General features: G+C 59.8%; 11 protein-coding genes. 4 read left to right on the forward strand and 7 right to left on the reverse strand.

Annotated features, from left to right (window positions below; all coding sequences use genetic code 11):
* Positions 1–150: 150 nt before the first annotated feature.
* From HAP54_RS22565 to HAP54_RS22575, 3 genes are all read right to left on the reverse strand, one after another.
* Positions 151–1280 (reverse strand): IS3-like element ISRj2 family transposase gene (locus HAP54_RS22565; protein ID WP_166204126.1). Its coding sequence is split into 2 segments (ribosomal slippage): positions 151–1028 and positions 1028–1280, totalling 1131 coding nucleotides; the frame shifts between segments, so codons are not numbered across the junction.
* Positions 1281–1707: 427 nt separating this feature from the next.
* Positions 1708–2748, reverse strand: coding sequence for a cytochrome-c peroxidase (locus HAP54_RS22570; protein WP_221345276.1), 1041 nt, complete (start codon positions 2746–2748; stop codon positions 1708–1710).
* A gap of 1632 nt (positions 2749–4380) precedes the next feature.
* The gene (locus HAP54_RS22575) at positions 4381–5724 is read right to left on the reverse strand and encodes an IS1380-like element ISBdi2 family transposase (protein ID WP_166298317.1); all 1344 of its coding nucleotides are present in this window, start codon (positions 5722–5724) and stop codon (positions 4381–4383) included.
* 182 nt (positions 5725–5906) lie between these two features.
* Here HAP54_RS22575 and HAP54_RS22580 point away from each other — a divergent pair, with 182 nt between their 5' ends.
* A complete protein-coding gene (locus HAP54_RS22580; protein ID WP_166202952.1) occupies positions 5907–7241 on the forward strand; it encodes an IS1182 family transposase in 1335 nt (444 codons plus the stop codon).
* A gap of 323 nt (positions 7242–7564) precedes the next feature.
* On the opposite strand, the gene HAP54_RS22585 is transcribed toward HAP54_RS22580, so the two are convergent.
* The gene (locus HAP54_RS22585) at positions 7565–7864 is read right to left on the reverse strand and encodes a hypothetical protein (RefSeq protein WP_029084298.1); all 300 of its coding nucleotides are present in this window, start codon (positions 7862–7864) and stop codon (positions 7565–7567) included.
* A gap of 1022 nt (positions 7865–8886) precedes the next feature.
* Here HAP54_RS22585 and HAP54_RS22590 point away from each other — a divergent pair.
* The 3 genes from HAP54_RS22590 (at position 8887) to HAP54_RS22600 (ending at position 10982) form a co-directional block, all read left to right on the forward strand.
* Positions 8887–10016, forward strand: a protein-coding gene (locus tag HAP54_RS22590; protein ID WP_166296389.1) for an IS3-like element ISRj2 family transposase whose coding sequence is annotated in 2 segments (ribosomal slippage) — positions 8887–9139 and positions 9139–10016 — 1131 coding nt in all. Because the reading frame shifts where the segments join, the coding sequence is not laid out codon by codon here.
* A 148-nt stretch (positions 10017–10164) separates the two neighbouring features.
* On the forward strand, positions 10165–10482 hold the full coding sequence (locus tag HAP54_RS22595; protein WP_339156849.1) for a hypothetical protein: 318 nt from the start codon (positions 10165–10167) through the stop codon (positions 10480–10482).
* A gap of 62 nt (positions 10483–10544) precedes the next feature.
* Entirely contained in the window at positions 10545–10982 is a 438-nt protein-coding gene (locus HAP54_RS22600) for a hypothetical protein (protein ID WP_166202962.1), read from the forward strand.
* Here the strand turns inward: HAP54_RS22600 and tnpC are convergent, their stop codons facing one another.
* From tnpC to tnpA, 3 genes are all read right to left on the reverse strand, one after another.
* Complete coding sequence (gene tnpC / locus HAP54_RS22605; RefSeq protein WP_166215215.1) at positions 10983–12566, reverse strand: IS66 family transposase; 1584 nt, start codon at positions 12564–12566, stop codon at positions 10983–10985.
* Between the two features lie 99 nt (positions 12567–12665).
* Positions 12666–13016: an IS66 family insertion sequence element accessory protein TnpB gene (tnpB, locus tag HAP54_RS22610; protein ID WP_166202960.1), complete on the reverse strand. Its 351-nt coding sequence runs from the start codon at positions 13014–13016 to the stop codon at positions 12666–12668.
* Complete coding sequence (gene tnpA / locus HAP54_RS22615) at positions 13013–13414, reverse strand: IS66-like element accessory protein TnpA (protein ID WP_166298544.1); 402 nt, start codon at positions 13412–13414, stop codon at positions 13013–13015. The genes tnpB and tnpA overlap by 4 nt, the downstream gene beginning before the upstream one ends.
* Positions 13415–13526: the final 112 nt, after the last annotated feature.

Raw genomic sequence — 13526 nt, forward strand, 5'->3', positions numbered from 1 at the left:
AATGAGAGCTGGCGCCGGTTGTTTGGACAGCGCCCCGCGGGATTTAAGTGGATTCCTGCCGGGTTATGCTGAACGCGGGGCCTTACGATTTTGTCGTTGCGTCGGGAGGGCGTAGCCCGACCAGAGCGACGACAAAATCGTCGGCGACGGTCATGCGGCCATCACCATAGCTTGCGTGCCGAAGTAAGCCTCGTCGGGCGTGCGCCCGTCAAGGCTCGAGTGAGGGCGTCCCTGATTGTAGAAGGCCAGATACTTGGCAATTGACGCTCGCGCCTCGGACACGCTGTCGTAGGCGCGGAGATAAACTTCTTCGTATTTGACCGTGCGCCAGAGCCGCTCGACAAACACGTTGTCGCGCCAGGCGCCCTTGCCGTCCATGCTGATGGCGATCTTCGCGTCCAGCAGCACATCGGTGAACTCGAGGCTGGTGAACTGGCTGCCCTGGTCCGTGTTGAAAATCTCGGGCCTGCCGTGCTTCGCCAACGCCTCCTGGACCGCTTCGACGCAGAAGGCCGCCTCCATTGTGATCGAGACGCGATGGGCCAGGACCCGTCGGCTGAACACATCGACGACCGCCGCGAGATAGACGAAGCCACGCCGCATCGGAATGTAGGTGATGTCCATTGCCCACGCCTGGTCGGGCCGCTCGATCTTCAATCCGCGCAACAGGTACGGGTAGATCTTGTGACCCGGTGCCGGCTTACTCGTGTTCGGGCGACGATAGACCGCCTCGATCCCCATGCGCTTCATCAGCGTCGCGATGTGGCGGCGACCGGCGTATACGCCCTCCCGCCGCAGCAACGATCGCTGCATACGCGCTCCCGCGAAGGGATAATCGAGATGCAGCTCATCGAGCCGACGCATCAAGGCAAGGTCCTCGGCCGAAACTGGCCGAGGTTCATAGTAGACCGTGCTGCGAGCCAGCTTCAGGACCTTCGCCTGGCGCACGATAGAAAGATCATGACCGCGGTCGATCATCGCTTTGCGCTCAGCAGGCCCGCCTTGGTGAGCGCGCCGGACAAAAAATCGTTTTCCAACGCCAGCTCGCCGATCTTGGCATGTAACGCCTTCAAATCGACCGGCGTCTCGGCCGACGCCTTGTCATGCCCAAACACGCCGGCGGCGCCTTCCAGGAGCTGGTTTTTCCAGATCGTGATCTGGTTCGGATGAACATCAAACAGTTGCGCCAGCTCCGCCAGCGTCTTGTCGCCTTTGACCGCAGCCAAAGCAACCTTCGCCTTGAATGCCGGAGAATGCATCCGGCGGCTCTTCTTCGTCATCTTCGCTCCTGATTCGCGGCAAGAATCCTCGCCGCTGTCAGGCAGAAAATCCACTCAAGCTACTGTCCGAATTTGCGGAGCCAGCTCTGCCTTGTATCAAGCTGCAAGTTCGGTCACGATCCGGGATCGATGACGTTTCACCCATCGTCGGAACGATTGCCTGAAGCGCTTTGACGATCTGGTCATTCGCGCTTGCCAGGTCAGGCGAGGGGGGGCTGATGGAAGGAGAGATATAAGAGCTCACGGCACGCTCGGGCAATGTTTGCTTCTATGGCAAAGCCGATGGCACCCGTAGGAACTCGGAGCCGGATTGCTTTTTGCTGTCCAGAGTGTGAGCGAGCTCCAGCTTGAGACCGTGCCTTTTCACTTCGCCGCAGCGAACCGCATTCCTGCGCGACAAACGCCTGGTTCTGCTGCGGTGATGGCTCTATTTGTGCACGGAGGGCTTAGGCGTTGTGTCGGTACGCGTGGGCAATATCGGATAATCGATCTTAGGCAGCTGCCCGGTGAGTGAATTCAGAAATGCCACGATGTCATCTTTTTCTGTATCGCTAAGCTTCGCGCCGAGTTGACTCTCACTCATTACGCCAACCGCTTCTTTGAGGCTCCAAACCTGGCCGGAATGAAAGTAGGGGGGCCGCAATGCGACGTTGCGCAACGGCGCAGAGCGGAAAACATACTCGTCGCTGGGCATCTTGGTGACGGCGAAACGGCCCTTGTCGTTTCGCGGCAGTAGGCTTGCGGCGGGCCGCTCCACCGCACCGAAAGCGAAGTAATCCTGCCCACCGACGTTGATACCATTGTGGCAAGACGAGCATCCCTTTTCGATAAACAGCTTTAATCCCGCTTTCTGCCGATCGCTAAGGGCATACGCATCACCCTCGAGGTACTGATCAAAAGGGGCGGCGGGCGTGATCAAGGTGGCCTCGAAAGCCTCGATGGCCTTGGCGAAATTTTCAAAGGTAACCGGCGTTGCATCGCTGGGGAACGCCTTACTGAACATAACGATATACTCGGCCATTGAATTCAATGTGTCGACCACGTGAGCGGGCGTCGCATTCATTTCGACGCTAGCCTGGACGGGACCTTCGGCCTGCGCCTTGAGGTCTGCCGCTCGACCATCCCAGAACTGCGCCACATTGAAGACGGCGTTGTAGACTGTTGGTGCGCGACGTGAACCCAGCTGCCAGCGATGCCCAACCGATGTCGGGCCAGCATCCACTCCGCCGGTTCCAAGGTTATGACATGTATTGCAGCTAATGACCTCGCTCGCAGATAACCTCGGATCGAAGAAGAGAGTCTTGCCGAGTGTGACCTTTTCGTGGGTGATGGGGTTGTCCTTGACCGCGGGAACGATTGAGGGGATCGGCCTGAAAATCCGCCTCGCGGCGTTCATCAAATCATTATCGGCGCCTGCCGCCGACGAAGCCAGGACCCCAGCGGCCAAGACATATAGCGTGCCCACCATGTAAAGCTCGCGTACCGCTGATTTCCTCATACTAAGCCTCACTCTCGTCGCCTTTGCCGGTATTTCGAACATCGGGGTGGGGTATGCGAGCCTGCTCGTCTCGCCCGGCTCGTGTTGCGGCTAGACTGCATACCAGGACTCATCCGCCGTCGCCGGAGTAGCAACCGCCGTGCCAGTGGAGCTTAAGGTCTAAGCCGCTGATCGGTCTCAAGCAATTGCAGACTAGCAATAGCAGAAGGCCGCTTGAATCTGCTGAATCGGGCGCCCGTCACAGACCGACAACCACTAGCCCCGACCAAAGGAGTTCTGGTCTACGCTTCGAACCTGTGTGCTCAGGTCGTGCGCTGTCGGTCCGGCGTTCTTCGACCGTGCAGGTTTCAAGACATTGGTCAGACGCCGAACAAAACGAGTAGCTTTGACGCAATCGGGCGATCGATTCGATGGATCCGCTGTGCCCTTGCGACGCCTTCAATAATACGCTGCGCTATCAACGGTGGGCCGCGATCATCGGCCGACATCAAATGGCGTTTTCGTGCGCGCTGCCGCGTGGAGTGCGCATTACTCGCTCACGTCAAGCTATAGATATTCCAGCCAAGAACGTTGTGACAGTGGCTCGACGATCAAAGTGCTTGAATCGACCGTAGCGTCAGGTTGTAGGTGTAGGCCTTGCTAAGGAGGATCGGACGCCCTTGCAGAACGGAATATTAGTAAGGAACATAACATCGCGAATGTCTCAAGATCCAGAACGGGCTGCGGGATCTGCAATTGCCAATCTCTATTGTTCTGTGGCCCGCAACAATTCTATAGCGCTGCTGCAACAATGACTCGCAAGTGTTGCAAAGCCGGGTCCGCAATAGCAGGACCGCTGCTACCGTTGCAGTGGCCTTCTTCCATATGTTGCGCGTGGCGCAAAGAACAATAGTGAAGGACATGCAGCTTAGGGAGTTCTTGTTGAATCGGGAGCCACTAACGAGTTGGGCTTACCGGGCGCTTCGCTATCTAGCCGGCCTTGCAGCGATTGCGATTGCGGCCACGTGGTGTACAGGGAACGCCCGCGCTCGGGATCTGAGGTCAGAGGAGGTCTTGACGTCTTGCAGACCAGATGTGATGCGCTTCTGTGATCACTTCACAGGACGTGGAGATATAGACGCGGCCATGTTTTGTCTGAAGGACAATTTCAAAAGCTTGCGTATCGAATGTCGCCGAGTGATGCCGACCGCGGCGAAGAGAAGCGGAAGATCGAAACCAGGCGTCAACAGCCAGCCGATCGTCCTGCATCGGGAATGATGCCGCCGGCGCGGCAATTTTGCAATATCAACGACAGTGACGTGCCAGAATTGATAGGGCGCCGGAGCTTTCGCCACGCTGGTTCTCGAAAGTCAATCGGGCTGGAAGCGTCGCCTGGCTGGTTGCAGTTGATCCGCCAGCGGGTACGTGCGCGCTACGACGCCATAGGCGTCGCTAGCCCGTCCTATTCGTGAGAGTGCGTTTTTTTAGTCCGATTGATGTGGCCGCACATCTGCTCTGACGAGGCGCGCGGGATTGCCTTCGGCTTTTCACCGCCTGACGACCGGTACTTTGCAACGCGCTTGAGGTGTAGGTTGGGCGAACGGGGGGCGGACGCCCCGCCGGTCAAGGACCGAGCGGCAGCAGCGCGCCTGGCAAGCCGCGGATCAGGTCGGCTTCGGGACATGCCGCGGCAAACGCAAGGCGAATGCGGCTCGTGGTCTCGACCACACGGGCAGCGAGTTTCAAGAGACGAAGACGCAGCGTCGCGAACTCGGCTGTGGCCAATTCCCGGGCTTTGGGAATCGCGTCGCGCACGGTCAGCATCAGCCAATAAGCGGCGGTGTGGAGAACGAGGCGGACTTGATTGGCGAGCGCCGAACGGCAGCTGGTGCGATCGGAGGCGAGCTGTGTCTTATGCAGCTTGATCAGATTCTCGGCTTGGCCGCGCGCGCAATACAGGCTGTCGTAGATCCACTCGGCCGAGCCGACATCGAGGCTGGTGACGACGAAACGGATGTCGAGGCCGAGCATCGTCGCCTCAATACGGGCGACGGTACGCCGTTCGCGATCCCAGGACTTGGCCTTGTGGCGCGTCTCGGTATAGCCACGCAGAACCGGCAGGTTCTCGATGGCGCGTCGCGTGCGGATGTCGTCGGCGGCCTCGTCGACTTTTCTGGCGAGCGGCTTGGTGCCGGACAGACCGAAGATGTAGTCGATGCCGTTGGTCTCGCACCACGCCATGGCCTCCGGCCGGGCATAGTGCCCGTCGCCACGGAACGTGATTCGCGTGTTGTGCCACCGCGTCCGGATATGCCGTATCAGGCGGCGCAGATGGGCACGCACCTCGACGCCGCCCGGCGTCTTGCCGGGCCGCAGCACGACCGCCACGGGCCGGCTCTTCTCCGTGTCGTAGACGTGGATCGGCAGGAAGCAGCGTTCGTCATAATGAGCGTTGAACAGCGAGAGCTGCTGATGGCCGTGGACGACATCGCAGGTATCATCGATGTCGAGCGTGACGGATGCCGGCTCGCGCGGGTAGCTATCCATCCATGCGTCGACCAAAGTGTAGGTCAGTCGGATCACGTCGCGCAGGCGCGGAGCATTCTCCAGCCGCGACAGCGTCGGTTGGGAACACAGATCGCGACCCGTGTCCGGCAGCCGTCCGCAGGCCAGCTTGAATGCGGGATCGGACCGCAGATGATCGAGGTCGTCGGCGTCCTCGTAGCCGCAGCAGATCGCGAACATGCGCGCGCGGAACATATCGACAAGGCTGTGCACGACCCGCGTCGGATCGCGCCGATCCGGGAACACCCGGGCCAAATTGTCGGCCAAGCCGAGATGCCGCTCGGCCATCGCCAGAAGCATCACGCCCCCGTTCGAGGTCAGCCGACCGCCATCGAAGGCAGCTGTGACTTTCTTGGCGTGAACGGCTGGAAACGAGAAGGGCAGAATCGTATCATCGGTCATGGCGGGCCTGGCGTTCGCGGTTGAGGTGATGGGGTTGGCTTTGCAACCGAATCCTACGCCGCATCAGCGCTTTACACCACGCTCGCCAGCCTCTCAGGCGCACTCTGACGAATAAGACGGGCTAGGAGCTTGTCTGGATAGTCGCTGTTCAAATCTGGTCGGGTCTGATTCAACATTGGGCGATGAGCAAGTATTTTCGGCCTTGGAACATCGATCAGACGCTGCTTCTGCCGCCGAATGTGCAGGACTTCGTGCCGAAAGGCCATGTCTCGCGGTTTATGGTTGATCTGGTGCGGGAGAGCCTCGATCTCAGGGAGATCATGGGCAGCTATGTGAGCGGGCTTGGGCAGCCGCCGTTTGATCCGCGGATGATGGTGGCGCTGCTGCTGCATAGCTATGCGAGTGGGCTGTATTCGTCGCGTCGGATTGCCAAGGCCTGCCGGGAGCGGAACGATTTTGTGATGATCGTGGCGCTGGATGCGCCGGATTTTCGGACGATCAGCGACTTTCGCAAGCGACATTTGAAGGCGCTCGGCGCGCTATTCGTGCAGGTTCTGAAGTTGTGCGAGACGGCCGGGCTGGTCAAGCTCGGTCATGTCGCGCTGGATGGTACGAAGATCAAGGCGAACGCGTCGAAACACAAGGCGATGAGTTATGAGCGCATGAAGAAGCGCGAGGCGGAATTGAAGGCCGAGGTCGCTCGCATGCTGGCGGCCGCCGAGGCGGCGGATGCCTCGGAGGATGAGACTTTCGGCAACAGCGACGAACTGCCGGACTGGACCGTCGACAAGCAGAAACGGCTGGCGAAGATCCAGCAAGCGATGGCGGCGCTGGAAGCGGACGCCAAACTGGCGGCGGAGGAAGAGCGCCGCATCGAGGCCGAAAAGGAACAGCAGCGCCAGGCCGAAGGCCGCAAGAAGCCGGGCAAACCGGCGGCGCTGCCATCGGAGGAACCCAATCCCAAGGCGCAACGCAACTTCACCGATCCGGAAAGCCGCATCATGAAGTCGAAGGATGGCTTCGTTCAGGCCTATAATGCCCAGGCGGCCGTCGATGCACATGCCCAGATCATTGTCGCGCAAGAACTGACCCAGCACGGCAGCGATCAGGGCCAGTTGGTGCCCCTGATCGAGGCCATCGAGAGCAATCTTGGCCGCAAGCCGCGGCAGGCCTCAGCGGATTCCGGCTACTGCAGCGAAGCCAATCTCGAAGCGCTCGACACACGCAGCATCGATGGCTATGTCGCGCCCGGACGCGCCAAGCACCCGACAGTAGCGAACGGAAAAGTCGGCGGCCCGCTGACACAGGCCATGCGAAAGAAGATCGACGATGGCGGCTTCGAAACACCCTACCGATTGCGAAAGCAAGTGGTGGAGCCGGTGTTCGGGCAGATCAAACAGGCAAGAGGCTTCCGCCAGTTCCTGTTGCGGGGCATCGAGAAAGTGCGCGCCGAGTGGACAATGATCTGCACCGTCCATAACCTCCTCAAGCTGTTCAACCTCGCAAACGCAGCCTGAGCCTGCTACTCTACAACAAATGCCCGTCACGAAAACATATCTGGACGGGCTCCTAGGCAATCAAAACGCAAGCATGTTGCGAGGTTTTAATGTGATCTAAAGATGGTAATCGCGGTGCTGTTGCGCTCGTTATCAGCGCTGCAGTCAATTCGGCGGGGTGCGAGGCCGCAGTAAGCAAGCCATCGGTTCGCACCAACTGGTCCGAGGGATCTATCGGCTTGCATGTTTGGGTTAGGGGCGCGCGGTTCAACCCATGGCGGTCTTCCAACTCAGAGCGCTCCGCGCTTGCCCTTCCCGTCAGCTTCGAAGGGGCTTCGTTCATATCAGCTACCAATCGACATTCCGAAGCGGTCGGTTGATGCCATTGCGGCGCTCTCGATGGGCGCTTCAGTGGAGCCGCTTGGGCCGATTGTGGCGATTTTGGTCGAATTAACTTCAGAGCATAAAGTCAAAGGAAATGCGACCTGCAAGAGCCGTTTAAAGTCAGAAAGTTGTTCAAGCAGACGCTTCTCAACGACCTCGCGCTCCGCACCGGGCAGCTCCGTTTCGAGCAACCTACGACAGCGCCAGATCTCGTTCCGTATCCACCTGATCTCACTCAATCGATCGTCAATCGAAATCATCGTGGATGTTCACTTGGCATTGGAGTATTAAGTTCATTGTCTGCAGTGCGCACCCGCTCCATGGCCCCACATTCATGCCGATTGATTACGTCTGAGAACTTGCGGCTTGCCGCCATTCCTCGGCAAAATGTGGTGAGCGATTCAACGTATGCAAGGTTCTTATCAATCTCATATCATCTTACGATGTGCGTGGGACTAGAATTTGCAGCAGATTGCTGCGGTTTCCGGCGTTGAATCGTGTAGGTTGCATTATTCCTGCGTTCCATCCGTGTCCATAGAAGATTTAACAGTGAGGGGCGGCGCTCACCCCATCATGGGATTCGCATAGCGGTGATGTTTTCTCGCAGGGAATAAGATGAGCGCGTGCAACTCGATCGAGTAAGCGGCACGCGCCGAGCTTGAGACCTCTGCGAGCAGATTGTAAAATGGCATTTAAAATAGTGTTGAACGAGAGAAGATCGGCGGCTGACGCCGTCCGCGTCGCAATGCCGATTTAGTAGCTTGAATCTAGCGTTGCGTCAGATTGTAACCTCGCAGAGGCGTAAAAACAAAGGCGCGCCTGGCAGGCGTCTACGATTTATTGGCGATAATGATCGGGCAGGATGGCTCACTAATTGCCGATGTTCTCGCTTGGGAGCGACGGACAGGAAAATCGGATGCATCCTCGGCGGGACGACGCCGTTCTGTCATTGTCGATCGGGGTGGAAAGAACGAAGTTGCGATATTGCGTGAGACGATAGAATGCTACGGACAGGAGTGACAACAGCTGCAACCGTGTGTCTCGTCGCAGCGACAGCGAGCTGAGTGAACAGCCGGGAGCTCGCAAGGAGATGCTCCAATTGCATAGGTGGCTAATTGCCAGCCAGAGGCGATGATCGGTCACATTGACCGCGTGGCCGCACGGTGCGCCGTGGTGAAAGCTCGGAGGTCGTATAGAGCTGGCTCCGCAAATTCGGACAGTAGCTTGAGTGGATTTTCTGCCTGACAGCGGCGAGGATTCTTGCCGCGAATCAGGAGCGAAGATGACGAAGAAGAGCCGCCGGATGCATTCTCCGGCATTCAAGGCGAAGGTTGCTTTGGCTGCGGTCAAAGGCGAGAAGACGCTGGCGGAGCTGGCGCAACTGTTTGATGTTCATCCGAACCAGATCACGATCTGGAAAAACCAGCTCCTGGAAGGCGCCGCCGGCGTGTTTGGGCATGACAAGGCGTCGGCCGAGACGCCGGTCGATTTGAAGGCGTTACATGCCAAGATCGGCGAGCTGGCGTTGGAAAACGATTTTTTGTCCGGCGCGCTCACCAAGGCGGGCCTGCTGAGCGCAAAGCGATGATCGACCGCGGTCATGATCTTTCTATCGTGCGCCAGGCGAAGGTCCTGAAGCTGGCTCGCAGCACGGTCTACTATGAACCTCGGCCAGTTTCGGCCGAGGACCTTGCCTTGATGCGTCGGCTCGATGAGCTGCATCTCGATTATCCCTTCGCGGGAGCGCGTATGCAGCGATCGTTGCTGCGGCGGGAGGGCGTATACGCCGGTCGCCGCCACATCGCGACGCTGATGAAGCGCATGGGGATCGAGGCGGTCTATCGTCGCCCGAACACGAGTAAGCCGGCACCGGGTCACAAGATCTACCCGTACCTGTTGCGCGGATTGAAGATCGAGCGGCCCGACCAGGCGTGGGCAATGGACATCACCTACATTCCGATGCGGCGTGGCTTCGTCTATCTCGCGGCGGTCGTCGATGTGTTCAGCCGACGGGTCCTGGCCCATCGCGTCTCGATCACAATGGAGGCGGCCTTCTGCGTCGAAGCGGTCCAGGAGGCGTTGGCGAAGCACGGCAGGCCCGAGATTTTCAACACGGACCAGGGCAGCCAGTTCACCAGCCTCGAGTTCACCGATGTGCTGCTGGACGCGAAGATCGCCATCAGCATGGACGGCAAGGGCGCCTGGCGCGACAACGTGTTTGTCGAGCGGCTCTGGCGCACGGTCAAATACGAAGAAGTTTATCTCCGCGCCTACGACAGCGTGTCCGAGGCGCGAGCGTCAATTGCCAAGTATCTGGCCTTCTACAATCAGGGACGCCCTCACTCGAGCCTTGACGGGCGCACGCCCGACGAGGCTTACTTCGGCACGCAAGCTATGGTGATGGCCGCATGACCGTCGCCGACGATTTTGTCGTCGCTCTGGTCGGGCTACGCCCTCCCGACGCAACGACAAAATCGTAAGGCCCCGCGTTCAGCATAACCCGGCAGGAATCCACTTAAATCCCGCGGGGCGCTGTCCAAACAACCGGCGCCAGCTCTGTATGTCCGCTGAAACTAACCTGACGACGGCGCTAAGCGAACTTGATCGTGCTCGTGACATCGTTGAATTCTCAACCGCAGTGGTCGCGCGCGACAAGCAGCTCCGCAAGGCGGACCAACTGGTGTTTCTGCAGAAAGCGGCCGTTGAGTTTCAATCTAGATTCCTGCCAAGCTTCGAGGAAAGCATCCGTGCCGAAAGATCGTGGGGCTATGCCACGACGTGCAACGCGGTGAGTCGAAAAGCCGTGAGCGTCACGAGAGGATCACGGGTGCCTGGGCTTGACTTGCGCGGAATGCTCTGGATAGCGCGGTCGGGATGATTGACGCCGCCGGCGCGCGGTGATGGGTTGATCCCGGTTCGGAGCGGGCAACGGGGATCAGAATGACCAGCGAGTCGCAGCTGCGCGAGAAGCTTCGGAAGATCGAGGCGTTGTTCGTGGGGGCCGGAACTGCTGGTGAGCGCCTTGCAGCGGAAGCCGCGCTGCAGCGGGTGCGGGCCCGGGTCGAGGAACTTGCTCGCCACGATCCACCGATCGAACAGCAATTCTCACTTCCCGACCAGTGGTCTCGGCACCTGTTTCTGGCGCTTTGCCGCCGATATGGGCTGCGGCCGTTTCGTTATCGCCGACAGCGACGTAACACGGTGATGGTCCGTGCGTCACGGGGCTTCGTTGATCGAGTCCTGCTGCCCGAGTTCACCGAGCTGGAGGGTGCGCTGCAAGTGTATCTGCACGAGGTAACGCTGCGCGTGATCCGCGAAGAGATCTACGACGACGCCAGCGATGCGCAGGAAGTTCCCGACGCCGTGCCGTCGAACTGATCAAGCGGCGAGCTTTGGCTCCGAACCATCGCGCTCGGCTTTCCAATTCCACGGCAGCAGCGTGTTCAGCTGATTGATCTTGGTACGTCCGGAGACGATGCGCTCGAGAACATCAGTAAAATAGTGCCGTGGGTCGATGTCGTGAAGCTTTGCGGAGTTGATGAGTGATGCGAGAGTGGCCCAGGTTTCGGCGCCGCCCTCACTGCCTGCGAACAGATAGTTTTTCTTTCCCAGCCCGATCGGCTTGATGCTGCGTTCGACCGTATTGCTGTCGATCTCGATGCGCCCATCATCGATGAATCGCGTCAGGCCATCCCAATGGTTGAGGGTGTAGCGGATCGCCTTGCCAAGGCCGGATTTCTTCGAGACTTCCAGCAGTCGCGCCTCGAGCCAGGGCTTGAAGTCCTCGATCAGCGGTCTGGTGTCGGATTGTCGCACCGCAGCTCGCTGCGTCGCCGGCAAACCGCGAATGCGATCCTCAATGGCGTAGAACATCGCGATCCGCTGCAGCGCTTCCGCGGCAATCGGCGATTTCGTCGCGATGTGGACGTCCCAGAACTTCCGCCGCGCATGCGCGAAGCAGAACGCCAGTTGTACCAGACGGCCGCCGTTTTTAATCAGCCCCTTGTACCCGGCGTAGCCGTCGACCTGCAGGATGCCGTCGTAATCTCCAAACAGCTGCCTGGCGCGGATTGCCTTGCGATCCTCGGCGAACACGTAGACTACTGCCGGCGGCGCCGGGCCGCCCCACGGGCGGTCGTCGGTGGCGATCGCCCAGAACTGGCAGACTTTGGTTCTGCCACGGCCGGGATCGAGAACTGGCAGCGGCGTCTCGTCGGCAAACAGCCGCGGGTAGGACATCACTGCGCGGCGCAACAGCGCGTGAAGCGGCTTCAGCCACCAGGCGACGCGGCCCATCCACGAGGCCAGCGTTTGCCGGTCGAGCGTGATGCCTTGGGCGGCAAACATCTGTTCCTGGCGATACAGCGGCAGCTGGTAGCCGTATTTCATCACCGCGACGTGGGCCAGCAAGGCTTCCGTCACCATTCCACCGTCGATCGCCTGGGCCGGCGCGGGTGCCTGCAGAACACCCTGGCGGCATCCCCGGCAGCCGTACCGTGGACGCATGATGCGCTTGACCCGGTACTGCATCGGAATGACGTCGAAGGCTTCCTTGACGGTCTCCCCGATCTTGTGCAGCTGCTCGCCGCAGCAAGGGCAGATGTGGCTCTCGATATCGATCACGACATCGATGCGCGGCAAATGCTCCGGAAGCTTCCCCCGGTTGCGTCGCGCCGGTCGCTTTCCACGGCCCTCCGCTCCGTCAGGCAGCCTGCCTCCGGTCACGTCGTCGTTGGCGGCGGCACGAACCGCCTGTGCCCTGATGGTGAAGAGAGACAGCTGTCCGATATCCAGTGTCTCGGAGCGCGGACCGAAGATCGTGCGCTTGTACTGGGACAGGATCATCAGGAGCTTGTCGTTCTCCTGGATCGCAGCGTCGCGTTGGGCGATCGCTGCATCACGCTCGGTCGCCAGCGTGCTGCATTCCTCCGACAACGCCGCAAGCCGTGACGATAGCGTCATCACGGCTTGTCGGAGCAATGCTGGATCGGAAGGCAAATCACTCATGCAGAGCGATTCTACAACAACTCCGCATGAGTGACGAACGACTCTTGATAATGATCAACCAGCTCGCATCGGCTGATCCACAACTCGCATCGGCACACGCTTCCAGTCCGAGCCATCGAGCAGCACCGAGAGCTGAGCATGAGATAGCGACATGACGCCTTCCTTGATCGGCGGCCAGGTGAACTGCCCCTCGATTCTTTTGTAGTAAAGGACAAGGCCGCTTCCATCCCAAGTCAGGATCTTCACGCGATCTCGGCGCTTGGAGCGGAAGACATAAAGTCCGCCGTCGAACGGATCGGCTCCAAAGGCCTCGCTCACCAGCATCGCCAGCGAGTCCATGCCGCGGCGGAAATCGACCGGCTGCGTCGCAATCCAGATCGACAACCCAGCTCGAAGCCCGATCATCGACCAACCGTCCCGACCGCCGCCAGCACCTCGCACAGTGCCTCCCGGTCGACTGTCCCCCTGACACGGATGCGAATCGCGCCGACCTCGATCTCGATCGCCGCCTGCTCCTCACTCGGGCGCCCACAGCCGGTGATCGCGACCGGCACAAAGCCAGGTGGCATGCCTCTGTCCCCGCGCTCCGCGACCTGCGCCCGCGTAGCCTGGCGACGCCAGAGAAACAACAGGCTTGGACTGATGTCGTGTCGCCGCGCCACTGCGGACACGCTTGCACCCGGCGCAAAACTCTCCGCAACAATCGCCGCCTTCGCATCGGTCGACCTGCGCCGACGTCGGCCCGTCCCGGTGATGATCTCGACACGCTGCAGCGTGTCGGCGCCGTGTTCGAGGATAGGCATATGCCTATCCTTATCGCTATCCTTACGACTATCCTTTGACATTGTGACCTCGCGACAAACCATTCCGCGAGATCTTCCTAGCCGACCAGATCAACCCTCAGCGCGTGGTCTC

The organism is Bradyrhizobium sp. 2S1, from assembly GCF_011516625.5.
Taxonomy (GTDB): domain Bacteria; phylum Pseudomonadota; class Alphaproteobacteria; order Rhizobiales; family Xanthobacteraceae; genus Bradyrhizobium; species Bradyrhizobium septentrionale.